This is a genomic window from Clostridium lentum, from assembly GCF_014287815.1.
GTDB classification, from domain to species: Bacteria; Bacillota; Clostridia; order Clostridiales; family Clostridiaceae; genus Clostridium; species Clostridium lentum.
In genome coordinates this window covers 38638-63860 of sequence record NZ_JACOOQ010000016.1, presented here as the reverse complement: position 1 = coordinate 63860, position 25223 = coordinate 38638, and the positions used below count along the sequence as shown (strand labels likewise).

Below are 25223 nucleotides of genomic sequence, written 5' to 3'. Positions count from 1 at the left end.
GGAAGATAGAGATATTAAGAAATAAATTTCATGTATTCAACATATAAATTATTTAGGGAATATAATTTTGAGGGGTATATGATGAAAGTAAAAAAAGCAGTAAGAAATTTTATATTTTGGGTAAGTATATCTATCATTGTAAATTTTATTGTGTTTATTATTTCAGGTAAAGAAGTTGCCTTAGAATATTTAGGGGGATATGTAGTTGAGTTAAGTTTAAGTGTAGATAACTTATTCTTGTTTCTCATGATTTTTACCAATTTTAATATACCACAAGAGTATCAAAAAAGAGTATTAACCTATGGAATAATAGGTGCTATGGTTCTAAGATTTATATTTATTTTCTTAGGTATAACAATAATCAATAAGTTTCATTTTGTAACCTACATTTTTAGTGTGATTTTAATCTTTAGTGGTTTTAAAATGATGATAAAAGAGGAAGATAAGTCTACTAATTATAGCGATAAAAAGATAGTTAAATTTTTAAAAGGTATTATACCTTTTACAGATGAAATAGAAGGTGAATACTTTTTCATCAAAAAGAATACTAAACTTTATGCAACTCCGTTATTTTTAATTTTACTACTGATTGAATCTTCGGATATAATATTTGCAATGGATTCCATTCCAGCGATATTTTCTATTACTACCAATGTGGTAATAGTATATTTATCAAATATCTTTGCAATAATAGGTCTAAGAAGTCTTTATTTTATTCTATCTAAGCTTAATAGTATGTTTAAGGGGATAAAATATGGAGTAGGGTGTATCTTAATATTTACAGGGATAAAGTTATTGCTTATCTTCTTCAATATAACAATTCCTACGTTACTTTCACTTATTGTAATAGTGGTAATATTATTTTTAAGTATTTTGCTTTCATTTGTTTTTTAATATTTCTTGAATTAATAGTTGATGTAATATATAGTTAAATTAAAGTATATAAACGAAGGAGTAAGATATGAGTAGAATTGCAGCATTTTTTGATATTGATGGAACAATATATAGAGAAGGATTAATAACAGAAGTATTTAAGAAGATAATTAAATATGAATTAGTTGATAAAGAAAAGTGGGAAAATGAAGTAAGACCTGCATATATCAGCTGGGATAAAAGACAGGGAGATTATGATACATATCTATTAAAGATGGTAGATATATATATGGAAGCCATAATTGGAACTGGGGAAGAACACATTAAGCATATAGCCAGAAAAGTTATCGAGCAAAAAGGTGATAGAGTATATACTTTCACAAGAGAAAGAATAAAATGGCATAAAAATCAAGGACATGTTGTTATTGCAATTTCTGGTTCCCCAATAGAATTAGTTAAAGAAATGTCTGAAAAATACCATATGGATGATTATAGAGGTACTATTTATGAGGTTGATGAAAATGGAAAATATAATGGAGAAGTAATACCAATGTGGGATTCAAATAGCAAGAAAAAAGCTATTAATGAATTAGTAGAAAAGTATAATATTGATTTAAATAATAGTTATGCTTATGGAGATACTTCTGGCGATTATACAATGTTTAAATCAGTCGGTTGTCCTTTTGCCATAAATCCTACAAAAGAATTAATTGGTAAAATTAAAGAAGATAATAATTTAAAGGAAAAGATAAATTTAATTGTTGAAAGAAAAGATGTTACTTATAAGTTAGATATGAATTCAATAGAGATTTTATAATAGCAAGTACCTATGCTAAAGTAAATAAGCATAGGTACTTATTTTATTATTGTAACATTTATTTTTGCATTGGAATAAAATATCTATAATAAATACTCTAAGAAAGGGTGTTATTAATCTTGGATATTACTGACTTGCTAATTTACCTTGATGAAGGCCTTACTAAAAATTTGAATTCTCTTATTATAAATGGATATATAGAAAGACGAACTTCAAAGTGGATAGAGGATAGAACTATTTCTGCTGGAGTTGATTTTACAGATAAAGATTTATATTTTCAGGAAGATAGACAAATGAAAGATGAAAGGGACGGTTATAAAGGGAAGAGTTTTAATAACGCCTGCAATACTACTGAAGGAAAAGAAAATAGACAGAATTTAGATGGACGTAGATTTTGTAGGCGTGAAGAGGAGCTTACAAGAATTTATACAAGCTTCGAATTACATTCACAGCTTATGAATAGTTTAGTTAATTCTAATTTATTAAAAAGTATTACAGGTGATTGGCGAAAAAATCAGGATTTAAAGGTAGGTGATTATATTGAAATTACAGGAAGTATAAGTTCAGAGTCGGTACTAGCATATTTAGATGTATTTTATGATGCTATTAATTGTATTGGAATATCTGAAATGAAAAAATATTGTAATTGCAATGAACAGATATTAAATAATTTTCAGCTTGTTTTTAAGCAGATGGCACATTTAAAAACATTACTTACTAGCAATAATACAAAAGATTTAATTATTAAGACTGAAGGAAATGATATTGTAGTGATAGTAAATAATAAAAATTTTTTTGATACTTATTCAAATATATTTGATGAAGTAGAATGCCCATGCAAAGTTATAGGGAAAGTAGTTAAAATATGTAGCAAAAATGAAAATATTCATTTACTAAGAAAAACGGGACAGCCTTTATTTTACGAAAATCTTCTTAATTGTTGCTGTGATATAGGCAATAATTTAAATGACTCTGGAATAATATTACCTAGTCAACCTAAATTTAAAATTGAAGGAGAAACAATTTTAATAATTCCCATTAGCGTATGTATCTAAGTCATTGGTTTTTTAGCTGATGACTTTTATTTATTGAATAATTCTAATATATTATTTATTTAAATATATTTACAAAGAAAGATATTTAAAGGAAGTGTTTATGTGATTAGGCCAACTCCATTAAAAAATGGCGATAAGGTGGGATATGTTGCTCCAGCAGGTCCAATAATAAAAGATAGACTTGAATCAGCAATTAATGCTTTAGAATGTTTAGGTCTTAAAGTAATATTAGGTAAAAGTTGTACCTTAGAACATGGATATTTTGCAGGAGAAGATATTCTTAGAGCTGATGATATTAATGAAATGTTTGACAATAAAGATATAAAGGCTGTTTATGCTTTAAGAGGTGGTTATGGTTGCGCAAGATTGCTTGATAAGATAAATTTCACAGCTATTAAGGAAAATCCTAAGGCACTATTTGGTTATAGTGATATTACTATGCTTCATATTGCTATTAATCAGAGATGTAATTTGATTACTTATCATGCACCAATGCCAGCAACGGAATTATATAAAGGAATAGATAAATTTACATTAAATAGTTTAAAAAAAATGATTTTTGCCAATGACCTTAAGGGTAATTTATATAATCCTCGGAGTAAAAAAATTAAATTTATTGTTGAGGGAAAAGCATGTGGAAAGCTTACTGGAGGAAACCTTTCAATAATATGTTCATCATTAGGTACAGATAATGAAATAGATACTAATAATAAGATACTTTTTATTGAAGAAATTGCTGAAGAACCTTATAAAATTGATCGAATGCTTCTTCAACTTATTCAAGCTAAAAAAATTAATGCTTGTTCAGGTATTATTTTAGGTTATTTTTCAAATTGTAAAGCTTCTAAGCCACAGCAAAGCTTAACAATTTCTGAAATTATTGAAGAGTTGCTTAAACCTTTAGGAAAACCTATAATTACAGGAGTTGCTTGTGGACATAGTTTGCCATCTCTAACACTACCAATGGGTGCTGAAGTTCTTATTGATTCTAAAAATAAAATTATAAAGCTTGTATAAACACAGTGAGATGTTAATTATCTCACTGTGTTTATACAAGCTTTACATAAATTCTAAGAAAGGCTATTTAAAAACATTTTCCAATATTATACAATAATATGTAAGAGGGGTGATTATATGTGTGTTGCTATGCCAGGAGAAATAATGGAAATAAAGGATGGTAATGCTTTAGTAAGCTTCGGCACAATAAAAAAGAATATTGTAACTACTTTAATTCCTAATTTAAAGATAGGAGATTATATTTTAGTGCATGCGGGATTTGCAATTACTAAGATTGAAAAGGCTGAAGCTGAGGAAACCTTAAAAATTTTTAAAGAGTTATTAACGGTGTTAGAAGGAGAAAAAAATGGTGTTTAAGCTTGTGGAGGATATAAATTTATCTAAAGATATAATACTAAAGATTAATGATTATCTTAAAAAGCCAATGAAGATAATGGAGGTATGTGGAACACATACAATGTCAATCTATAAGTATGGTATTGATAAAGTTATGCCTAAAAATATACACCTTGTTTCAGGACCAGGATGTCCTGTATGTGTAACTGAAATCAATTATATAGATAGTGCTATTGCTTTGTTAGATAAAGGTGTAGTGATAGTTACTTTTGCAGATATGCTTAAGGTTCCTGGTAGCCACAGTAGTTTATTAAAAGAAAAATCAAAGGGAAAGAAAATTGAAGTTATATATTCTCCAGAAGAATTATTAACTTTAGCAGAGTGTAATAAGGGAAATGAAATAGTTTTTATAGCTGTTGGCTTTGAAACAATTGTACCTATATATGCCGATGTTTTAATTAGGGCAAAAGTGAAAAATATAAGTAACTTGAGTTTTATTGTAGCAATTAAGAGAATGCCACCTATCATTGAATATATTCTTAAAGATAAAGATATAGGAATTAATGGCTTAATATGCCCAGGGAATGTATGTGCTATAACTGGAAGCCAGGAATTTAAGTCTTTAGCTGAGAAATACAATATACCAATGGTTATCTCAGGATTTACCTCATCTGAAATTTTGGCAAGTATTTTGAAATTATCTATGATGGCAGAAAAAAGAGAGTATACCTGCATTAATTATTATAAGAGTGTAGTAAAAAGAGAAGGTAATATTGTAGCTAGGAAAAAGATTGAAGAGGTTTTTGATATAGATAGCAGCTTTTGGAGAGGACTGGGTGAAGTTAGTGATAGCGGCTATAAATTAAAGGATTCTTATGAACAGTATGATGCATTAAAAAAGTTTAGAGTTAAATTTAACAATATAGAAATTTCAAGTAAATGTCTTTGTGGAAGCATAATTAATGGAATGAAAACACCAATGGAATGTATATATTTTGATAGAATATGTACACCGAGCAATCCACTGGGAGCTTGTATGGTTTCTAATGAAGGCACATGTAATAATTACTATAAGTATAGAAGGGATGGGCAATAATGGATTTTATTCAGTTATCACATGGAAGTGGTGGAGAAGAAACAAATAAATTAATAGAAGAATTATTCTTTAAATATTTAGGCAATGAATTTCTTTTGCAAAAAAATGACGCTACTACTCTCGGTAAAATATCAGGAGAAATTGCCATGACTACAGATAGTTTTGTGGTTGATCCCATATTTTTTAATGGCGGTAATATAGGAAAATTATCTATTTGTGGAACAGTTAATGATCTGTCAGTGGTGGGAGCTATTCCTTTATATTTATCACTTTCACTTATTATCGAGGAAGGACTAGCGATAAATGAACTTGAAGAAATAATAAAGACAATCAGTCATGAAGCAATGAAAGCTAATATCAAAATAGTATGTGGTGATACAAAGGTAGTAGAAAAGGGGAATGGTGATAAGCTATTTATAAATACCACAGGCATAGGGGTGATATCTAGAAATAGGCCATTAGGACTGAGAAGCATTAAAGTAGGTGATAAGATAATAATCAGTGGTACAATAGGTGAGCATGGAGCTGCCATTATGAATGAAAGGAATAATTTATGTGAAAGTTCTCTTCTAAAAAGTGATTGTCAAAGTTTAAATGGCATAATAGAAAGTATTTTAAATAGTTCATCAGAAATAAAAGTGATGAGAGATCCTACTAGGGGAGGAGTTATTACAACTCTATTAGAAATAATTGATGCTTCTAACAAAGAGATGCTTATTTATGAGGATAAACTTCCTATTAGTGCAGAAGTATCGGAGTTCAGTGGTTTATTAGGATTAAATCCTTTGTACATGGCTAATGAAGGAAAAGTTATCATTATTGTTTCCAACCAGCATGCTATAGATGTTTTAAACTTATTAAGAAATAGCCAAGAAGGACAAGAAGCTACTATTATCGGAGAAGTTATTGCTGATGGTAAGAAGAATTTATACTTAGAGACAATTATTGGTGCTAAAATTAAATGCTTTCCAATGAAAGGTGAACAATTACCGAGAATTTGTTAAAAAAATAAATTTATTGGCTTTTTTTACGATTAATGTTACAATTAATTAGAAAAATATACGTAATTGAGAGGGAAGCTTATAATGGAACAATACAAACAAGAGTTTATAGAATTTATGGTAGAAAGCAATGTTTTAAGATTTGGAGATTTTATAACAAAAAGTGGAAGAAAAACTCCTTTCTTTATTAATACAGGAAATTATACAACTGGTGAACAGTTAGATAAATTAGGAATGTTTTATGCAAAGGCTATAAATGAATATTTTGGTAAAGAAGTTGATGTGCTTTTTGGACCAGCTTATAAAGGAATACCTTTAACAGTTACAACAGCAATATCAATGAATAAGCTATATGATTTAAATGTTGAGTACTGCTCTAATAGAAAAGAAGTAAAAGATCATGGTGAAGGCGGAATACTGTTAGGTGCTAAATTAGATGACACTAAGAGAGTAGTTATTGTTGAAGATGTTATGACAGCAGGAACTTCTATATATGAAACAGCTCCTATTTTAAAGGCTCAAGGCGATGTTAAAATTCAAGGGCTTGTTATATCAGTTGATAGAATGGAAAAGGGTAGAGGTGATAAATCAGCTCAAGCAGAAATAAAAGAAACTTTTGGTATCACAACTTATGCAATTGTTTCAATGAAGGAAGTTGTTGAATACCTATATAATAGAGAAATAAATGGAAAAGTTTATATTGATGATGAAATAAAAGCTAGAATAGAAGAGTATTATTCTATATACGGAGCGTAACAAAAAAGCAGTATCCTCTGATACTGTTTTTTTAATTCTCATTATCAATTATCCTTTATACATAATATTGATTTTATATCCTTTACTGTTAAAGTGTTTAATGATTTTATTAATGTGTTCATGACCATTAGTTTCTACTGTTACTTCAAGTAAAACATTATTAATTCTATTCATTGCTTTAAATTGATTATGCTCAAGCTTGACTACATTAGCATTTTCTTCAGATAATATTTGAGAAATATCAACTAATTGTCCTGGAACATCTGGTAGCTCCACTGAGAAACAGAATAGTCGGCCTCCAGAAACAAGGCCGTTATTTATGAGATTTGATATTGTAAGCATATCAATATTACCTCCGCTTATTATTGAACAAATCTTTTTATCTTTACAGTTTAACTTATTTAGAGCAGCTAGAGAAACAACTCCTGACGCTTCTCCTAAAAGTTTATGCTTTTCACTTAATAATAGGAATGCATCAACAATTTCACCTTCCGTTACAGTAACTATTTCATCAACGTATTTATCAATGATTTCAAAAGTTTTTTCCCCAGGAGATTTAACAGCTATACCATCAGCTATGGTGTTAACTTGTTCCAAGGTAATCCTTTCACCTTTATTAATACTTTCATACATTGAAGGAGCTCCAGAAGCTTGAACACCTATAATTTTTATCCCAGGATTTAAAGATTTTGCAACTAAGCTTATACCACTTATAAGACCACCGCCACCTACTGGACATATTATATAGTCTACATCAGGTAAGTCCTCTAGGATTTCTAGACCAATAGTCCCTTGACCATATATTATATCAAAATCATCAAATGGTGGAATAAAAACCTTTCCCTCTTCTTTTTCAATTCTTTTTGCTTCTAAAAAAGCATCATCATAACATGAACCAAATAGAACTGTATTTCCACCATAATTCTTTGTTGATTGTACTTTTAAGTATGGCGTTGTTTTAGGCATTACAATGGTAGATTCAATTCCCAATATTGAAGACGCATAAGCTACTCCTTGAGCATGGTTTCCGGCTGATGAGCATACTACTCCTTTAATTTTTTCTTCTTTAGATAATTGAGAGATTTTATTAAGAGCTCCTCTAATCTTATAAGCCCCTGTAACTTGAAGATTTTCACATTTCATAAACACATTGTTTGAAGAAAGTTTGCTAAAAATATCGCTATGTAATAATGGCGTTTTAACTATAATATCTTCAATTCTTTTTCTTGCTTTTTTTGCTTCATCAATATACATAATACACCCCAAATTTTATAAAAGATAATCTTTATTTCAATTATTTATATATTTTACCATATAATAGCGAAAAATATGATATAAACTTAAACATAAATAAAGCTAATAATTTAGATGAAATTTATATATTGTATTAACAGTCAGTAAAATATATAATTAGCTTGAATAAGAATAATGGAGTGAAAAACATGGAAGAAAGATTGCAAAAGTATATGGCTAGATGCGGTATTGCATCTAGAAGAAAATGCGAAGAAATAATATTAACTGGGAAAGTAAAGGTTAATGGAATAGTTATAAATGAACTAGGTACTAAAGTTACTTTAGATGATATAGTTGAATACGAAGGCAAAAGAATACTTCCAGAGGAAAATAAAGTATATATAATGCTTAATAAGCCTGAGGGAGTTATTACATCTGTAAAAGATGAAAAAGGAAGAAAGACTATCCTAGATATTGTTAAGGTTGAAGAAAGAGTATATCCAATAGGAAGACTTGATTATGATAGTTCAGGCCTTTTATTATTAACTAATGACGGTGATATATATAATAATATAATTCATCCAAGAGTTAAAATCGATAAAAAGTACATAGCTGAATGTAAAGGTGTATTTTCAAAAGAAGATATGGAAAGGTTTGAAAAAGGATTGGATATTGGTGGATATGTTACAGCACCAGCAAAGATAAGAATTATTTCAGAAGATTTAGTAAAAAATTCATATATATCTACTGTAGAAATTACTATTTACGAAGGGAAAAATAGGCAAATAAGAAGAATGTGTTCATCTCTTAATCATGAAGTTATTTCTTTAAAAAGAGTATCTATAGGTGATTTAAAACTAGGTTATTTACAACAGGGGAAATATAGAGAACTGACAAAAGAAGAACTTCAATATATAAAGGAGCTATAAATTATGTTTAAATATGTTTCTGATATTAGCGATTTATCCCATAGTATCATAGAAAATCATTTAGAAAAAAAAATTATAGCCATAGATGCTACTTTAGGAAATGGATATGATACAGATTTTCTGTGCGAAAGGTTTGAAAAAGTTTACTCATTTGATGTTCAAGAAGAAGCTTGCTTAAATTATAAACTTAAAAATAGGAAAAATGTATCTGTTGTAAATGATTCTCACCATAAATTTGATGAATATGTTATAGAAGATAAGGTAAACTGCATAATGTATAATTTAGGATTTCTTCCAGGTAGTAATAAAGAAATAACTACCTTAGCAAAAACTACTATGAAGAGTATTGAAGCCGGATTAGAACTTCTAGATAGTAACGGTATAATGACTATTGCAATTTATAGGGGGCATTCAGAAGGGAAAAATGAAGAAAACTTTATCATGGAGTATGTAAGAAACTTACCTAAAAACATATATGGAGTCATGCTTCATGAATATTTAAATAGAGCAAAATCGGCACCATTATTAATAGTGATAGAAAAGAAATGAAATTGATATTATATTGAAAAATAGAATTTTAAATTTATAATATAATTGATAATATTTATTATAAGTGCTAAAATAATTTAAGCTAATTATTTGAAAAAAGAAAGGATTTAACAATGGATAAAACCAACAACGATGAAGCTCAAGATTTAATGGCCATTATTCATAATAAGTTTCCTAAACTAAGTAAGGGCCAGAAATTAATATCTGAATATATACTTAAAAATTATGATAAAGCTGCATTTATGACTGCAGCTAAACTTGGAAATTCGGTGGGGGTGTCTGAATCTACAGTAGTGCGTTTTGCTATTGAACTAGGTTTCTCTGGATATCCAAGTTTACAAAAATCTTTACAGGAACTGATTAAAAATAAGCTTACAACTGTTCAAAGACTTGATTTATCAAACGATTATATTTGTAATGGATATACGCTTAAAGGTGTTTTAAAGTCTGATATGGAAAATATTAGAGCAACTATGGAAAAAATAAATTATTCAACATTTGAAGATGTTGTAAATAATATTTTTGAAGCAAAAAGAATTTATATCATTGGACTTAGAAGTTCTATGGCTCTTGCAGAATTTTTAGGATTTTATTTAAATGTAATATTGCAGAATGTAAAAACTGTAGGTTATGGTATTTCTGATATTTTTGAAGAAATGATTAATATAGGTGAAGGTGACCTTGTAATAGGAATAGGCTTCCCAAGATACGCTAATAGAACTATTGATGTATTAAGTTTTGCACAAGATAGGGGAGCTACAATTGTTGCTTTAACTGATAGCATCATATCACCACTTGCACAAAGAGCAGACTATGCTTTAATTGTTCAAAGCAATATGGCTTCCTTTGTTGATTCATTAGTAGCACCATTGTCTGTTATTAATGCATTACTAATTGCAGTAGGATTAAGACAGAAAGAAAGTGTTTCAACTACCTTTAACAGTCTGGAACAGATTTGGAAAGAATATAATGTATATTCTTATAATCATAATAATGATGATGAATTTTAAAGAAATATTGTAATTGTAACACTAAAGGAATTAGCAAAAGTTAATTCCTTTAATTTTTAACATAAAGGAGAAAAGATTATGTCTAAGGTAATGGTAATAGGAGCAGGGCCAGCAGGTATAATGGCTGCCATCACAGCTGCTGAAAACCATAATGTTGTTTTAGTTGATGGTAATGAAAAAATAGCTAAAAAGTTATTTATCACAGGAAAAGGAAGATGTAATATAACAAATGGTAAAGATATTGGCGACTTTTTTGATTATATTCCTGGTAATCCGCATTTTTTATATAGTGCTTTATATTCATTTACTAATAATGATGTTATAGAAATGATAGAAAGTGAAGGAACAAAATTAAAGATAGAGCGTGGTGGAAGAATATTCCCTGAGTCTGATAAATCATCAGATATAATAAAAGCTTTATCTAAAAAACTAAGTAAGGCTAAGGTGGATATTAAATTAAATTCTAAAGTTACAGATGTATTCTTTGAAAATAATACAATAAAATCAGTTGAAATAAATAATAGTCAAAAAATTAGTGCTGATTATTTTATAATTGCCACTGGTGGAGCATCTTATCCTTTAACTGGTTCAAGAGGTGAAGGGCAAGTTTTAGCAGAAAAACTAGGACATAAAATAATTGATTTAAAACCTTCATTGGTACCAGTTGAATTAAATGGAGACTGGTTTAAAGAATTGATGGGTTTAACATTAAAGAATGTTAAGTTAGATATACTAGATAGTAAGAATAAGGTTAGATATTCAAATCAAGGAGAAATGAAATTTACTTCTTATGGAATATCTGGACCTATAGTACTTTCAGGATCAAGATATATAGATTATAAAGATACATATTCAATTTCTATTGATTTAAAACCATCTTTAGATGATAAAGAGCTAGATTTAAGAGTACAAAAAGATTTTAAAAAATATATTAATAAGGATTTTAGAAATTCATTAGATGATTTATTACCACAAAAAATGATTCCATTAATAATAAAACTTTCAAAGATAGATGACTATAAGAAGGTTAATGAAATTACTAAGTTAGAAAGAAAAAATCTTGTAAGTGTTATTAAGGGTATAAAAGGTAAAGTAAAGGGGTTAAGACCTTTAGAAGAAGCAATAGTTACTTCAGGTGGTGTATCTACTTTAGAAATAGATCCTTCAACAATGAAATCAAAGATTATTAATAACTTATCATTTGCTGGTGAGGTTATAGATATTGATGCTTTTACAGGTGGATATAATGTACAAATAGCATTATCTACAGGATATTTGGCAGGAAAATATTTATAACACTTGTGAACTTTAAATAATGATTATATAATTTTAAAGTATAAAAATAATATATAGTTTTGAAAGGTGGTATAATATGAGAATATCAGTTGCAATAGATGGACCAGCTGGTGCAGGGAAAAGCACTATAGCAAAGATAGTAGGAAAGAAATTTGATCTTATGTATATAAATACCGGAGCAATGTATAGAGCAGTTGCTTTAATGGCCGAACGTAAACATATTAAGCCAGAAGAGGTAGAAAAATTAGTAAAATTAGTTGATACTATGGAAATTCATTTTGAAAATGATGATTTAGTTTTAAACGGAATTAACGTGCAAGAAGAAATTACAATGCCAGAAATAAGTGCAATAGTTTCAAACTATGCATCTATACCAGAAGTTAGATCTAAGTTAGTTCAGTTACAAAGAAATATTGCAGAAAAATATAATGTTATTATGGATGGAAGAGATATTGGAACTGTGGTTTTAAAAGATTCAAAATGCAAATTTTTTTTAACTGCTAGTGCAAAAGAACGTGCTAATAGAAGATTTAAAGAATTAACTGAAAGAGGTCTTGAAGTTAATTATGATGAAATATTAAATGAAATAATTAGAAGAGATACTATAGATAGCACAAGAGAAGTTGATCCATTAAGAAAAGCTGATGATGCAATAGAAATAGATAGTTCAAATTATAATATAAATGAAGTTACTGAAATAATTTGTAATTATATTGAAAATATATTAAAATAAAATTATATTGATTTAACTTAGGAGAAATTTTATGAAAAAAATCACACTTGCTGAAAATGCTGGATTTTGCTTTGGAGTTCAAAGAGCAGTAGAGGAAGCAATTAAAATTCAAAAGCAGTATAGTAAAAAAATATATACATTAGGACCTTTAATTCATAATAATGATGTTGTTAAATTTTTAGAAGAAAATAATATATATTCAGTAGAATTTGAGAACGTTGATATGCTAAAAGAAGGCGATGTAATAGTAATACGTTCCCATGGAGTAGGAAGTGAAGTTATAGAATCACTAAAAGCAAGAAATTTTATAGTGGTTAATGCAACTTGCCCTTACGTTACGAATATACAGAAGAAGGTTAATAAATATTCTTCTTTGGGATATAAAATTGTAATTTTAGGTGATAAAAAACATCCGGAAGTTGCGGGGATAAACGGTTGGTGTAACAATGAAGCAATAGTAACAAATAATGGTGAGTTTAATGAAGAACTTCCAAACAAAGTATGTGCAGTGTCACAAACTACTGAAAAAGAGGAAAATTGGAAAAATACTATTAACAATTTAACTCCACATGTTAAGGAACTTTTATCATTTAATACAATATGTTCAGCTACAGAAGTGAGACAAAAGAGTATTGATGAGCTTTCTAAAGTTAGTGATGCAGTTATTGTTGTAGGAGGAAAAAATAGTTCAAACACAACAAAGCTTTATGAAATAGCTAAAAGTAATTGTACAAATACTATACACATTGAAAATGTGAACGAATTACCAAAAGAATTTATTGAAAACGAATCATTCGAAAAAATTGGGATAACAGCTGGAGCATCAACTCCAGATTGGATTATAAAGGAAGTTATTGATAAGTTGGAGGGGAATAGAAAAATGGAAAATCAATTGGAGTTAATGAACGAAATGGATAGAAAATTTCGTATTGGAGATGAAGTAGAAGGTGAAATTTTATCTATAACTAATGATGTTGTAGTAATATCTTTAATAGGATATAAATCAGATGGTGTGATTCCATTTAAAGAACTTACATCAGCAGAAAAGCTTGAAGAAGTATTAAGCAATATCAAAGTTGGAGATATAATAAAGGCTAAAGTTATCAAATTAAAAAACGAAGATAACTATGTAGTTTTATCAAGACTTGAATTTGAAAAAGACGAAGCTTTAGGATACTTAGAAAAAGTATATGAAAACAAAGAAGAATTAACAATCAAAGTAACTGCTGCAAAAGAAAAAGGGTTAGTTGCATACTACAATGGTGTAAGAATATTTATACCATCTTCGCAAATTGATATTAAATATGTAGAAGATAAAGAAAGCCTAGTAGGAACAGAAATGGCTGTTAAGCTTATAGATTTTTCAAAAGAAAATCTTTCAAAAATTGTTGCTTCAAGAAAGATTCTTTTAGAAGAAGCTAAAGCTAAAAAGGAGGCTATAACTTGGGATTCTCTTCAAGTTGGTGATATTGTAAAAGCTGAAATTAAGAGATTCACAAATTTTGGTGCTTTTGCAGAAGTTGATGGTGTTGATGGTTTAATTCATTTATCACAAATTTCATGGAGTCACATAAAATCTTGTGAGGAAGTCTTAAAAATTGGTCAAATTGTAGATGTTAAGATTATAAACTTAGATAAAGAAACAAAGAAATTATCATTAAGTATTAAGGAACTAACTCCAGAACCATGGAGTGTTGTTGATGAAAAGTACAGCGAAGGCTCAGCTGTTTTAGGAAAGGTAGTTAGAATTAATGATTTTGGTGCTTTTGTTGAATTAGAGCCAGGTATAGATGGTTTAGTTCATATTTCAAAAATAAGCCACGATCATATAAAACATCCAAGTGAAGTTTTATCTATTGGTCAAGAAGTTAAATGTATAATACTAAGTATTGATAAAGAAAATAGAAAAATAGCACTTAGCATAAAAGATGCTGAATAAAACTTAGCCTTTATAAATTACAAGGTATTATTAAAAAAGATTACACATATTATTTCAGTGTAATCTTTTTGTCTTTGAATAAGTTAAGTGTTAGAAGGGATTGGCATGTTATCGTTAGAAAAGTTATCAAATAGTAATTTGGATAAATTTAAGAAATTAAGTGCAGAAAAGCTAAATTTTAAAACTTATGATAAAGATTTTTTTAAGTATTATGAAAGTGAAAGTTTTTTTTCAAAGATAATACTAAAAAAATTTGTGAAATTATTTGTTCATAATGAGAAAGTTATAGGTTATATTTGGTATAACATACCTTTCGAAAATCCCATTAAGGTGTGGTCTTTATATGTTAAACCATCATATTTAGAAATAGTTGATAAAGATATACTATGGGAGTTTGATAACGATATGCTTATTTATGAGGAGTTGAATAATGAAGCAATCAATAGTGTATTACGTAAGCTAGGTTTTTGTAAATATAGAGAAACATTTTTAATGAAACTTGTATTATTTGACCAAGATAAAAAAGGTAGTGAAAGATTATTTAAAAAGATAACAGAAGATAAAGATGTTCTTGAATATGCTTATAGCAATAGGTTTATACATCCTAATATAGCATTTAAAAGATTTAAAATAGGTAAAGATGAAAAGTTACGATGTGACCTGCAAAATGATATTTTTCATGATAAAATGCGAGCAGAAATTTATGTTTCAGACATTGAAAATGATATAAAGCAAGAATATTATATAGATGATCTCTCTATATTTTTGATGATGAATAATAGTGCTATTGGGTATGGACAAGTTATTTATAATAGGGGAAGATATACTGTTGTTAATTTTGGTATAGTTCCTGTTTTTAGGGGGAAGGGCTTTGGCGAATTATTATTAAATCATATTATTAATGAGTGTATTGACAGAAATATATTGGATTTATACATTAGAGTGGATAAAAATAATATTAAAGCCATAAATTTATATAATAAATGTGGATTTAAATATGAGTATTCCTTAAATAACTGGAAAAGAGAAAAATAACAAAAATATATTTATTAAAAGTATACAGAATCCAAAAATCCTACTCTTTATTTTTTGCAAAAAGTTATGTTATAATACGTTATGATTTATATAAATTTTGGAGGAACAATAATGAGTAAAAATTTTGATATTAAAATATTAGATGAACTTAAAGAAAAAGATAATGTAAAAAAACACTTCTATATCGAAACTTGGGGATGCCAAATGAATGAAGAAGATTCTGAAAAATTATCTGGTATGCTTAAAAGAGTTGGATATACAAAAACTGAAAATAAGGAAGACGCAGGTATAATATTGTTTAATACTTGTTGTGTAAGAGAAAATGCCGAAAATAAGGTTTTTGGTAATTTAGGAAGTCTTAAGCATTTAAAGAAAGAAAATCCAGATTTAATTATAGGAATATGTGGATGTATGATGCAGCAAGAAGGTATGGCAGATAAAATTTTAAAAAAATTCCCATATGTAAATATTGTATTTGGTACACATAATGCATATAAATTCCCTGAATACTTAAATAGAGTTAAAACTGAAGGTGTTCAAATAAAAGAAATATTTAATAAAGAAACAGATATTGTTGAAGGACTTCCAATAGATAGAGAAAGTAATGTAAAAGCTTTCGTAACAATAATGTATGGCTGCAACAACTTCTGTACTTATTGTATAGTACCATATGTAAGAGGAAGAGAACGTTCAAGAAAGCCTGAAGATATTTTAAATGAGGTAAGGGAACTTGTTGCACAAGGTTATAAAGAAATAACTTTACTTGGTCAAAATGTAAACTCATATGGTAAAGGATTAGAAGAAGAAGTTGATTTTGCAAAACTTTTAAGAATGATTAATGAAATAGAAGGATTAGAAAGAGTTAGATTTATGACATCTCATCCTAAAGACCTTACACATGATGTAATAATGGCTATTAAAGAATGTGATAAGTTATGCGAACAAATTCATTTACCAGTACAAAGTGGATCAAATAGTATATTAAAGAAAATGAATAGACATTACACAAAAGAATATTATTTAGATTTAATAAAGAAAATTAAAGAAGAAATACCAGGAGTGACTTTAACAACAGATATTATTGTTGGTTTCCCAGGTGAAACAGAAGAAGATTTCCAAGAAACATTAGAACTTGTTAAAGAAGTAGGATATTCTTCAGCATTTACGTTCATTTATTCAAGAAGAAACAATACACCAGCTGATATGATGTTAAATCAAGTTAGTGAGGAAGATAAGCACCATAGGTTTAATAGATTAATTGCTGCAGTAAATGAAAGAGTAATTGCACAAAATAAGGCTGAAGAAGGAAATATACTTGAAGTATTAGTAGAAGGAAATAGCAAAAATGATGCTGAAAAACTTACAGGAAGAACTAGAACAGGAAGATTAGTTAACTTTACTGGTGAAAATGTAAATGTTGGAGAACTTGTTAATGTAAAAATAACAAGAGCTCAAAACTTCTCATTAATAGGTGAAGTAATTAAATAATTTAAAGCTGCCATATGTGGCAGCTTTTTTAATTTTATTTTATACCTTAATTAAATTAGGTATTTTAAAATATAATATAGTTTCTTTTTTTTATTAGATTAAGGAATATTTACTGATGTATAGAAATAATATTTAGTGTATAGTTTATAGTTATTAAAAGATTAATAATAGGGAGATGTGAACTATGTCAGTTTGGAAGTCTATTTTATCTAGATTAAATAACAGAGGTACCATAGTAGCTTTAGCTGCACTTATTGTAAGTTTATTATGTCAATTTGGCTTAGACATCAATAGTGATAAAGTTATGGGGATCATAGAATCCATCTGTAGCATTTTGCTATTACTTGGATTATTAAATGATCCAACAGAAAATGTTAAAGCTTATATTCCAGGTGTTTCAGATAAACTAGCTGATAAAATTAAAGAAGAAAGTAAAAAAGAGTAATTACTGCAATAATATAATAATTTTAAAAGGGGCTGTCGCACTAAATAATTAGTGAACAGCTCATTTTATGGTAAAACTTATTTCAATATCATGTATAAATATTAATGATAAGTGAATAATTAGCAATTTGTATACAAATATCCGAGGATGTATCTGAATAATTATACAATGATTTTAGATAAATTTGTTTAGTCTTATTTCCTTTATATTTTTTTTGTAATAATGTATAATTTATTTTATAAAATGGCTAAAAATCAAGGTATATACCTTGAAAATTACTAGGAGGGATGTATCATGGCATTAACGCCTATGATGAGACAATACGTTGAAATAAAAGAAAGATATGAAGATTGTATTCTTTTTTATAGATTAGGTGACTTTTATGAAATGTTTTTTGAAGATGCGAAGATAGCATCGAAAGAATTAGAACTTGTTTTAACAGGTAGAGAATGTGGTTTGGAAGAAAGAGCACCAATGTGTGGAATTCCATTCCATGCTGCAGCTTCATATATATCTAAATTAGTTAATAAAGGATATAAGGTTGCCATTGGTGAACAAGTTGAAGATCCTGCAGCTACTAAAGGTATAGTTAAAAGAGATGTAATTAAAGTTATTACACCAGGTACTTTTATAGAAAATACAACTGAAGAAGAATACAAAAATGTATATATATTATCTATTTATGAAGAAGATGGCATATATGGTGTATCCTCTTCAGATATTTCCACTGGTGAATTTAAAACAACATCATTTACTGTTTCTAAGGCAAGCCTTCTAGATGAAATATCAAAAATTTCACCAAAAGAAATTCTTATAGATAAGAGTATTTATGAAAACTTAGAAAATGATATTAAAGGTATAAGTAACGCTTTAGTTACTATTAAGGACTTCAATGACTTTTCTTGTAGTGATGAAGAAATGATAGCTCAATTCACATCTTTAGATTTAAAAAATCTTGATAAGAGAGCAAAGAAAGCTTCTTCTACATTATTAAAATACATATTAGAAACACAAAAGATAAGTTTATCTAATATAAATCTTTTAGAGACATATGACATTATAAACTATATGTCAATTGACAGTAGTTCTAGAAGAAACTTAGAACTTACTGAAAACTTAAGGGATAAGACTAAAAAGGGAAGTCTTATTTGGGTTTTAGATAAGACTGCCACTGCAATGGGAGGAAGAACTCTAAGAAAGTGGATCGAAGAACCATTAATAAAGAAGGATGAAATTGAAAATAGATTAACATCTGTAGAAGAATTATATAATAACACATATATAAATGAGGAAATTAGAGAAGCTCTTAAGGATGTTTATGATATAGAAAGAATTGTAGGTAAGATTTCTAATAAGAATGTTAATGCTAGAGATTTAGTTTCATTAAAATCATCATTACAAAAACTGCCATCTATAAAAGCTGTTTTAAATGGATTAAATGCACCATTACTAAAGGAATGGTATAATTCATTAGATACATTAGATGATTTAAATGAATTATTAAACTTAGCAATTATTGCTGATCCTTCAATATCAGTAAAAGAAGGAAATATAATTAATAATGGATATTCTGCCCAAGTAGATGAACTTAGAAGTGCAAAGCTTAATGGTAAACAGTGGATTGCTGAACTTGAAAATAAAGAAAGAGAATTTACTGGTATCCGTTCATTAAAAGTTGGCTATAATAAAGTATTTGGTTATTATATAGAGATATCTAAAGCAAATTATGCTACTATTCCTGAAGGGCGTTATATAAGAAAGCAAACTCTTGCTAATGCTGAAAGATTCATTACTGAAGAGTTAAAGGTTATGGAAGAAAAAATATTAGGTGCTGAAGAAAAACTTATTGCTTTAGAATATAAGTTATTTGTTGAAGTAAGAGATAAAGTAGAAAAAGAAATATCTAGACTTAAAAAGACTGCTAACATAATATCATCGTTAGATGTAATTTCAACTATGGCTATTATTGCCTTAGAAAATAATTATGTAAAACCACAAATTAACGAAGAGGGAATTTTTGAAATAAAAGAAGGACGTCACCCTGTTGTAGAAAAAGTAATTGATAAAGGTGAATTTATTTGTAATGATACACATTTAAATAGAAAGAAAGATAGGTTTCTTCTTATTACTGGACCTAATATGGCTGGTAAATCTACTTACATGAGACAAGTGGCTCTAATTAATTTAATGGCGCAAATAGGATCATTTGTTCCAGCAAACAGTGCCAATATTTCTATTTCTGATAAGATATTTACAAGAATAGGAGCATCAGATGACTTAGCAGGTGGTAAGTCTACTTTCATGGTGGAAATGTGGGAAGTATCAAATATCTTAAAGAATGCAACTTCTAAGAGTTTAGTTTTATTAGATGAAGTTGGAAGAGGAACATCTACATATGATGGATTAAGTATCGCTTGGTCAGTAATAGAATATATGTGTAATAAGGAAACATTAAAATGTAACACTTTATTTGCTACTCATTATCATGAGCTTACTAAATTAGAAGGTGTTATTGAAGGGGTTAAGAATTATTCAGTTGCTGTAACTGAAAAACTTGGTGAAGTAATTTTCCTAAGAAAAATTGTGGAAGGTGGTGCTGACCAATCATATGGTATTGAGGTTGCTAAACTAGCAGGGTTACCAGAAGGTGTTATTGAAAGAGCAAAGGAAATTCTACATAAGTTAGAAGGAGAAAAATCCTTTGATGAAAGTCATGAATTGTTAAGTGAACAAAGTAACAAAAGAAAGTTTATGGCCGAAGAGAACGTTGCAGAAGAAATCAAGGAAACTGTAGTGGAGACTAAACAAGAAGCTGTGGTAGATTTAGAAAAAGATTCTAAAAAAGAAGAAAAAGTGACTGTAGAAACTAATGATACAATACAAATAGATTTTGCAATGATTGAAAAGGAAGCTTTTCTTAAAGAAATTGCTAGTATTGAAATAATGACGATGACACCTCTTGCTGCAATGAATAAACTCTTTGAAATAGTACAAAAATCTAAGAATATGTAAGTGAGGTACTATGATGAAAAGAATAAATATATTAGATGAGCATACTTCTAATAAAATTGCTGCTGGTGAGGTTGTAGAGAGACCAGCCTCAGTAGTAAAAGAGTTAGTAGAAAACTCCATTGATGCAGGTGCTAAAAATATCACCATTGAAATAGAAGAAGGTGGAATAAAATTAATTCGTGTTATAGATAATGGTTCTGGAATTTATGCAGATGATATTTCGAAAGCATTCTTGCCTCATGCTACATCAAAGATTGTATCTGTGGATGATATATATCATATTAATACTTTAGGATTCAGAGGAGAAGCGCTGCCTTCTATTGCCTCTGTTTCTGAGGTTAACTTTAGAAGTAAGACTGCCGATGCCAATTTTGGTAAGGAAGTATCCATTTCTGCTGGTGAAATATTATCAATCAATGATATAGGGATGAATAATGGTTCAATTATGGAAGTGAGAAATCTATTCTTCAATGTTCCTGCTAGAAAGAAGTTTTTAAAGACTCCATCTAGAGAAGGATCTCTTGCCAATGATATTGTCACAAGAATAGCTCTTTCTTATCCTAATATTTCTTTTAAACTATTCAATAATAAAAAAAAGACTCTTTTAACTTATGGAGATAATAATTTAGCATCTACTATTAGAACTATTTATGGTAAAACAATTTATGAAGATATAATAGAATTCTCTAATCATGAAGACAGTTATATTAGGATATATGGATATGTTGGAAGAGAATCTATTGCACGTGGGTCTAGAAATAATCAAAGTATATATGTAAATAATAGATATATTAAGAATAAAACTGTTGTTGCTGCTGTGGAAAATGCTTTTAAATCTTTCTCAACAGTAAATAAGTTTCCTTTCTTTGTATTGTTTATTGATATTCCTGCTGATAATATAGATGTAAATATTCACCCAACAAAAGCAGAAATAAAATTTAAAGATGAAAGAATGATTTTTAAGGCTGTTTTTGATACTGTTCATAGTGCTTTGAAGAATGATGTATTCAATAGTTTTGCAATTCATCAAGAACAACTAAATGTTAATATTCAAAGTCCTTTATTGCTAAAAGAAGAACTTATAAATGTTGAGAAAAGAGAACAGATAGATTTACTTGAAACAAAAAACAGCTTACTAAAGGAACCTTCTATAAATGATATATATAGTTCTGTAACTATGAATGATATTAAAAAGGAAGAGAATATCTATAATGAATTAAAAGCTGCTAAAGAGGCTAAAAACTTCATTAAAAATGATGAATATGTTGAGCAAAATTTTGAGAAGGAAGAAATTTTATATAACAACTCTCATAAGGAAAACTCTAATGAAGAAAAAAGTGAAATCAAAAAGAGTATGGATAAAAAAGTTCCAGTGGCAAAATTTGCAGACTTAAGGGTTATTGGTCAATTTAATAAAACATATATCTTGGCAGAATATTTAGATTGTCTATATATAATTGATCAGCATGCAGCTCATGAAAAAATCCTATTCGAAAAATATCGAAATGATATCGAAAATAAGAATACTATTATTCAGCCTTTATTAATCCCGATGGTACTCGAAATGTCCATGGATGATTATGAATGCTATATTGAAAATAAGAATCTTTTTGAAGAGTCTGGTTTTATCATCGATGAATTTGGTGACAATACAATTTCTTTAAAAGAGGTTCCTTATTTCTTAGGAAAGCTGGACTCTAAAAAACTGTTCTTAGATATGATAGACAACCTAAAGAATATGGGAAGTGGAAAGACTGTTGAAGTTAAGATAAATAAAATTGCTTCAATGGCCTGTAGAGCTGCAGTAAAAGCTAATGATTATCTTACTGAAATAGAAATGAAAGAGCTAATTGAGCAATTAAGATATATTGAAGATCCTTTCCATTGTCCACATGGAAGGCCAATAATTATAAAAATGACCAATTATGAATTAGATAAAAAATTTAGAAGGATTGTTTAGAAAGGAAAATATATGAAAGATAAAATCTTAGTGCTAGCTGGTCCAACAGCAGTAGGTAAAACAGAACTATCAATTAGACTGGCAAAAGCCTTGAATGGTGAAATAATTTCTACTGATTCTATGCAGATTTATAAAGGCATGGATATAGGTTCAGCTAAAATAAAAGAAGAAGAAATGCTGGGAGTAAAACATCATATGTTAGATGTAGTTTCACCAGATATAGCTTTTTCTGTTGCAGATTATAAGGAGAGGGCAGAAAAAGCTATAGAAGACATATTAAGAAGAGGAAAACTTCCTATCCTTACTGGTGGGACTGGTTTATATATTAATGCTTTGACTTGTAATATGAATTTCACAGAATCTGAAAAGGACGATGAATATAGAGAAGAATTAAATAAACTTATAGATAAAGAGGGAGCAGAATATGTCCATAACATGTTAAAAGAAATAGATCCTATAAGTTATGAGTCTATTCATCCTAATAACAGAAAAAGGGTCATTAGAGCTTTAGAGGTATATAAGCTTACTGGTAAGCCTTTTAGCTCATATAATGCCGGTGATAATTTATATAAAAGCAAATATGATGTACATTATTTTGTATTAAATATGGATAGAACAAAGCTTTATGAGAGAATAAATAAAAGAGTAGAAATTATGTATGAAAAGGGATTACTTGTTGAATGTATTAATTTAAAGAAATTAGGGTATACTTCTTCTATGCAGTCAATGCAAGGAATAGGTTACAAAGAAGTGTTATTGTATTTAGATGGATTAATTACTTTAGAAGAAAGCAAGGAGATGGTTAAGCAAGGTTCTAGAAATTATGCAAAAAGACAACTTACTTGGTTTAGAAAGGATCCAAGAGCAATATTTTTGAATAAGGACTATATGTCTGATGATGAGATTTTAAATAAAATAATTAATGACATTAATAGGTAATAGCGTTATAATTTTAATTAACATATTGCTATATTATGGAGGTGGTTATGTTGAATAAACAACAAAATAATTTACAGGATATTTTTCTTAATGGTGCAAGAAAAAGCAAAATGCTAGTATCTATATATTTAACCAATGGGTTTCTTCTAAAAGGACTAGTAAAAGGATTTGATAATTTTACAGTTATATTAGATTCTGAAGGTAAACAAATGATGGTTTATAAACATGCAATAACTACAATTTCTCCAAACAAGCCTATTTTATTTGCAGAGGGTAATGAATATGGTAAAGAAGATGAAGGTTAATCTTTCATCTTTTTTTATATAAATACTTTATATTTACAAATTAATTATATATAATAGTCATAGTAACAAGATAATGGAGGATAAATATGATTAATTTAGCGGAAGACTTACTAGTTAATAAGTATAAGATAAAGCATAATGTTTTTGAGTTATATAAACAAGCATTAAATGACATTGAAGATCAATTAAAGGTTTATGATGAAATAAGAGAATATAATCAATTGAAGGTTTTACATGCTTTTCAAGAAGAAAGAATAAGTGATTCTCATTTTACTAATTCATCAGGATATGGATATGATGATATAGGAAGAGAAGCTCTAGACAAAGTATATGCAAGGGTATTCAATGCAGAAAGCGCTTTAGTTAGACCACATTTCGTAAATGGAACTCATGCCATAGGATGTGCTTTAATGGGTAATTTAAAAACAGGGGATACGATGGTATGTATTTCAGGCACTCCATATGACACATTACATAATATAATTGGTATCAATGATAAGGAAAACATCGGCTCTCTTAGAGAATATGGTGTAAAATATAAACAAGTAGACCTATTAAATGGAAAATTTGATGTTGAAAAAATAACAGAAGTTTTAAAAGAAGATAACAGCATAAAGCTTGTACATATTCAAAGAAGTACAGGGTATGGTTGGAGAAACTCATTTTTAGTATCAGAGCTAGGAGAAATAATCAAGGTAGTTAAATCAATTAGAGAAGATGTAGTAGTATTTGTTGATAACTGCTATGGTGAATTTATTGATACAATTGAGCCAACTGATGTGGGAGCTGACTTAATTGCTGGTTCATTAATTAAAAATGCTGGTGGTGGTATTGCACCAACAGGTGGATATATTGTAGGTAAATCAAAGTATGTTGAACAAGCCAGCTACAGATTAACAACTCCAGGAATAGGAGGAGAATGTGGTTCTACTTTCGGTGTAATGAGACAATTGTTCCAAGGGTTATTCCTAGCACCTCATATAGCAATGGAAGCTGTTAAAGGAGCAATCTTCTGCTCAAGAATTATGGAACTTGCTGGATTTGAAGTATTACCAAAATATACAGATAAGAGAAGTGATATAATACAAGCTATTAAATTTGGGAATAAAGAAAACCTTATTAACTTCTGTAAGGGTATTCAAAAAGGTTCACCAATTGATTCATTTGTTGAATGTGAACCATGGGCAATGCCTGGATATACAGATGAGGTAATTATGGCAGCAGGAGCATTTATTCAAGGTTCTTCAATAGAATTATCTGCTGATGCACCAATTAGGGAGCCTTATATTGCATATTTACAAGGTGGATTAACATTTGATCATGCAAAAATAGGTGTATTATTAGCTTTAAATAACATAATATAATTTTAAGTATTAAAAAAGAGAACTTAAATGGGGTT

At 28.6% G+C, this 25223-nt stretch carries 23 protein-coding genes; 22 read left to right on the top strand and 1 reads right to left on the bottom strand.

Going from position 1 to position 25223, the window contains the following annotated elements:
- The first annotated feature begins 81 nt into the window (after nt 1-81).
- The 8 genes from H8R92_RS09995 (at nt 82) to pyrE (ending at nt 6951) form a co-directional block, all read left to right on the top strand.
- Nucleotides 82-894, top strand: coding sequence for a TerC/Alx family metal homeostasis membrane protein (locus H8R92_RS09995; protein ID WP_186835379.1), 813 nt, complete (start codon nt 82-84; stop codon nt 892-894).
- A gap of 67 nt (nt 895-961) precedes the next feature.
- The gene (locus H8R92_RS09990; RefSeq protein WP_186835364.1) at nt 962-1690 is read left to right on the top strand and encodes an HAD-IB family hydrolase; all 729 of its coding nucleotides are present in this window, start codon (nt 962-964) and stop codon (nt 1688-1690) included.
- A gap of 119 nt (nt 1691-1809) precedes the next feature.
- Nucleotides 1810-2745 (top strand): hypothetical protein, encoded by a 936-nt coding sequence (locus H8R92_RS09985; RefSeq protein ID WP_186835363.1) that lies wholly within the window; start codon nt 1810-1812, stop codon nt 2743-2745.
- A 102-nt stretch (nt 2746-2847) separates the two neighbouring features.
- The gene (locus H8R92_RS09980) at nt 2848-3762 is read left to right on the top strand and encodes a S66 peptidase family protein (protein WP_186835362.1); all 915 of its coding nucleotides are present in this window, start codon (nt 2848-2850) and stop codon (nt 3760-3762) included.
- Between the two features lie 117 nt (nt 3763-3879).
- Nucleotides 3880-4119 carry a HypC/HybG/HupF family hydrogenase formation chaperone gene (locus tag H8R92_RS09975; protein WP_186835361.1) on the top strand — a complete coding sequence of 80 codons (240 nt, stop codon included), beginning with the start codon at nt 3880-3882 and terminating at the stop codon, nt 4117-4119.
- Complete coding sequence (gene hypD, locus H8R92_RS09970; protein WP_186835360.1) at nt 4109-5194, top strand: hydrogenase formation protein HypD; 1086 nt, start codon at nt 4109-4111, stop codon at nt 5192-5194. The genes H8R92_RS09975 and hypD overlap by 11 nt, the downstream gene beginning before the upstream one ends.
- Nucleotides 5194-6198: a hydrogenase expression/formation protein HypE gene (gene hypE, locus H8R92_RS09965; RefSeq protein WP_186835359.1), complete on the top strand. Its 1005-nt coding sequence runs from the start codon at nt 5194-5196 to the stop codon at nt 6196-6198. Before hypD ends, hypE begins: the two co-directional genes overlap by 1 nt.
- An 81-nt stretch (nt 6199-6279) precedes the next feature.
- A complete protein-coding gene (gene pyrE, locus H8R92_RS09960; protein ID WP_186835358.1) occupies nt 6280-6951 on the top strand; it encodes an orotate phosphoribosyltransferase in 672 nt (223 codons plus the stop codon).
- A 48-nt stretch (nt 6952-6999) separates the two neighbouring features.
- Here pyrE and ilvA read toward each other — a convergent pair whose 3' ends face one another.
- The gene (gene ilvA, locus H8R92_RS09955) at nt 7000-8205 is read right to left on the bottom strand and encodes a threonine ammonia-lyase (RefSeq protein ID WP_186835357.1); all 1206 of its coding nucleotides are present in this window, start codon (nt 8203-8205) and stop codon (nt 7000-7002) included.
- Nucleotides 8206-8393: 188 nt separating this feature from the next.
- Here ilvA and H8R92_RS09950 point away from each other — a divergent pair, with 188 nt between their 5' ends.
- From H8R92_RS09950 to H8R92_RS09885, 14 genes are all read left to right on the top strand, one after another.
- On the top strand, nt 8394-9113 hold the full coding sequence (locus H8R92_RS09950) for a pseudouridine synthase (protein WP_186835356.1): 720 nt from the start codon (nt 8394-8396) through the stop codon (nt 9111-9113).
- 3 nt (nt 9114-9116) lie between these two features.
- On the top strand, nt 9117-9662 hold the full coding sequence (gene mnmM, locus H8R92_RS09945; RefSeq protein ID WP_186835355.1) for a tRNA 5-(aminomethyl)-2-thiouridylate-methyltransferase MnmM: 546 nt from the start codon (nt 9117-9119) through the stop codon (nt 9660-9662).
- Nucleotides 9663-9775: 113 nt separating this feature from the next.
- Complete coding sequence (locus H8R92_RS09940) at nt 9776-10672, top strand: MurR/RpiR family transcriptional regulator (RefSeq protein WP_186835354.1); 897 nt, start codon at nt 9776-9778, stop codon at nt 10670-10672.
- A 78-nt stretch (nt 10673-10750) separates the two neighbouring features.
- Nucleotides 10751-11968, top strand: a complete 1218-nt coding sequence (locus H8R92_RS09935; RefSeq protein ID WP_186835353.1) for a BaiN/RdsA family NAD(P)/FAD-dependent oxidoreductase — start codon at nt 10751-10753, stop codon at nt 11966-11968.
- 76 nt (nt 11969-12044) lie between these two features.
- Nucleotides 12045-12701 carry a (d)CMP kinase gene (gene cmk, locus H8R92_RS09930; RefSeq protein WP_186835352.1) on the top strand — a complete coding sequence of 219 codons (657 nt, stop codon included), beginning with the start codon at nt 12045-12047 and terminating at the stop codon, nt 12699-12701.
- A gap of 31 nt (nt 12702-12732) precedes the next feature.
- Nucleotides 12733-14640, top strand: a complete 1908-nt coding sequence (locus tag H8R92_RS09925) for a bifunctional 4-hydroxy-3-methylbut-2-enyl diphosphate reductase/30S ribosomal protein S1 (protein WP_186835351.1) — start codon at nt 12733-12735, stop codon at nt 14638-14640.
- A gap of 105 nt (nt 14641-14745) precedes the next feature.
- Nucleotides 14746-15675: a GNAT family N-acetyltransferase gene (locus tag H8R92_RS09920; RefSeq protein ID WP_186835350.1), complete on the top strand. Its 930-nt coding sequence runs from the start codon at nt 14746-14748 to the stop codon at nt 15673-15675.
- Between the two features lie 111 nt (nt 15676-15786).
- Entirely contained in the window at nt 15787-17163 is a 1377-nt protein-coding gene (miaB, locus tag H8R92_RS09915) for a tRNA (N6-isopentenyl adenosine(37)-C2)-methylthiotransferase MiaB (protein WP_022212475.1), read from the top strand.
- Nucleotides 17164-17347: 184 nt separating this feature from the next.
- Nucleotides 17348-17608 (top strand): phage holin, encoded by a 261-nt coding sequence (locus H8R92_RS09910; RefSeq protein WP_022212476.1) that lies wholly within the window; start codon nt 17348-17350, stop codon nt 17606-17608.
- A 294-nt stretch (nt 17609-17902) separates the two neighbouring features.
- A complete protein-coding gene (mutS, locus tag H8R92_RS09905) occupies nt 17903-20620 on the top strand; it encodes a DNA mismatch repair protein MutS (RefSeq protein ID WP_186835349.1) in 2718 nt (905 codons plus the stop codon).
- A 13-nt stretch (nt 20621-20633) separates the two neighbouring features.
- On the top strand, nt 20634-22580 hold the full coding sequence (mutL, locus tag H8R92_RS09900; RefSeq protein WP_186835348.1) for a DNA mismatch repair endonuclease MutL: 1947 nt from the start codon (nt 20634-20636) through the stop codon (nt 22578-22580).
- A 12-nt stretch (nt 22581-22592) separates the two neighbouring features.
- Complete coding sequence (gene miaA / locus H8R92_RS09895) at nt 22593-23519, top strand: tRNA (adenosine(37)-N6)-dimethylallyltransferase MiaA (RefSeq protein ID WP_186835347.1); 927 nt, start codon at nt 22593-22595, stop codon at nt 23517-23519.
- A 50-nt stretch (nt 23520-23569) separates the two neighbouring features.
- Complete coding sequence (gene hfq / locus H8R92_RS09890) at nt 23570-23824, top strand: RNA chaperone Hfq (RefSeq protein WP_186835378.1); 255 nt, start codon at nt 23570-23572, stop codon at nt 23822-23824.
- An 86-nt stretch (nt 23825-23910) separates the two neighbouring features.
- Entirely contained in the window at nt 23911-25188 is a 1278-nt protein-coding gene (locus H8R92_RS09885) for a methionine gamma-lyase family protein (RefSeq protein WP_022212481.1), read from the top strand.
- Nucleotides 25189-25223 lie beyond the last annotated feature (35 nt).

What these genes read in the sequence shown, in the direction of transcription:
- cmk (WP_186835352.1), top strand. Translation starts at nt 12,045, where the DNA reads ATGAGAATATCAGTTGCAATAGATGGACCAGCTGGTGCAGGGAAAAGC.
- H8R92_RS09910 (WP_022212476.1), top strand. Translation starts at nt 17,348, where the DNA reads ATGTCAGTTTGGAAGTCTATTTTATCTAGATTAAATAACAGAGGTACC.
- H8R92_RS09950 (WP_186835356.1), top strand. Translation starts at nt 8,394, where the DNA reads ATGGAAGAAAGATTGCAAAAGTATATGGCTAGATGCGGTATTGCATCT.
- H8R92_RS09925 (WP_186835351.1), top strand. Translation starts at nt 12,733, where the DNA reads ATGAAAAAAATCACACTTGCTGAAAATGCTGGATTTTGCTTTGGAGTT.
- hypE (WP_186835359.1), top strand. Translation starts at nt 5,194, where the DNA reads ATGGATTTTATTCAGTTATCACATGGAAGTGGTGGAGAAGAAACAAAT.
- hypD (WP_186835360.1), top strand. Translation starts at nt 4,109, where the DNA reads ATGGTGTTTAAGCTTGTGGAGGATATAAATTTATCTAAAGATATAATA.
- H8R92_RS09940 (WP_186835354.1), top strand. Translation starts at nt 9,776, where the DNA reads ATGGATAAAACCAACAACGATGAAGCTCAAGATTTAATGGCCATTATT.
- miaB (WP_022212475.1), top strand. Translation starts at nt 15,787, where the DNA reads ATGAGTAAAAATTTTGATATTAAAATATTAGATGAACTTAAAGAAAAA.
- miaA (WP_186835347.1), top strand. Translation starts at nt 22,593, where the DNA reads ATGAAAGATAAAATCTTAGTGCTAGCTGGTCCAACAGCAGTAGGTAAA.
- H8R92_RS09920 (WP_186835350.1), top strand. Translation starts at nt 14,746, where the DNA reads ATGTTATCGTTAGAAAAGTTATCAAATAGTAATTTGGATAAATTTAAG.
- H8R92_RS09885 (WP_022212481.1), top strand. Translation starts at nt 23,911, where the DNA reads ATGATTAATTTAGCGGAAGACTTACTAGTTAATAAGTATAAGATAAAG.
- mutS (WP_186835349.1), top strand. Translation starts at nt 17,903, where the DNA reads ATGGCATTAACGCCTATGATGAGACAATACGTTGAAATAAAAGAAAGA.
- mnmM (WP_186835355.1), top strand. Translation starts at nt 9,117, where the DNA reads ATGTTTAAATATGTTTCTGATATTAGCGATTTATCCCATAGTATCATA.
- H8R92_RS09990 (WP_186835364.1), top strand. Translation starts at nt 962, where the DNA reads ATGAGTAGAATTGCAGCATTTTTTGATATTGATGGAACAATATATAGA.
- H8R92_RS09995 (WP_186835379.1), top strand. Translation starts at nt 82, where the DNA reads ATGAAAGTAAAAAAAGCAGTAAGAAATTTTATATTTTGGGTAAGTATA.
- pyrE (WP_186835358.1), top strand. Translation starts at nt 6,280, where the DNA reads ATGGAACAATACAAACAAGAGTTTATAGAATTTATGGTAGAAAGCAAT.
- ilvA (WP_186835357.1), bottom strand. Translation starts at nt 8,205, where the DNA reads ATGTATATTGATGAAGCAAAAAAAGCAAGAAAAAGAATTGAAGATATT.
- mutL (WP_186835348.1), top strand. Translation starts at nt 20,634, where the DNA reads ATGAAAAGAATAAATATATTAGATGAGCATACTTCTAATAAAATTGCT.
- H8R92_RS09935 (WP_186835353.1), top strand. Translation starts at nt 10,751, where the DNA reads ATGTCTAAGGTAATGGTAATAGGAGCAGGGCCAGCAGGTATAATGGCT.
- H8R92_RS09975 (WP_186835361.1), top strand. Translation starts at nt 3,880, where the DNA reads ATGTGTGTTGCTATGCCAGGAGAAATAATGGAAATAAAGGATGGTAAT.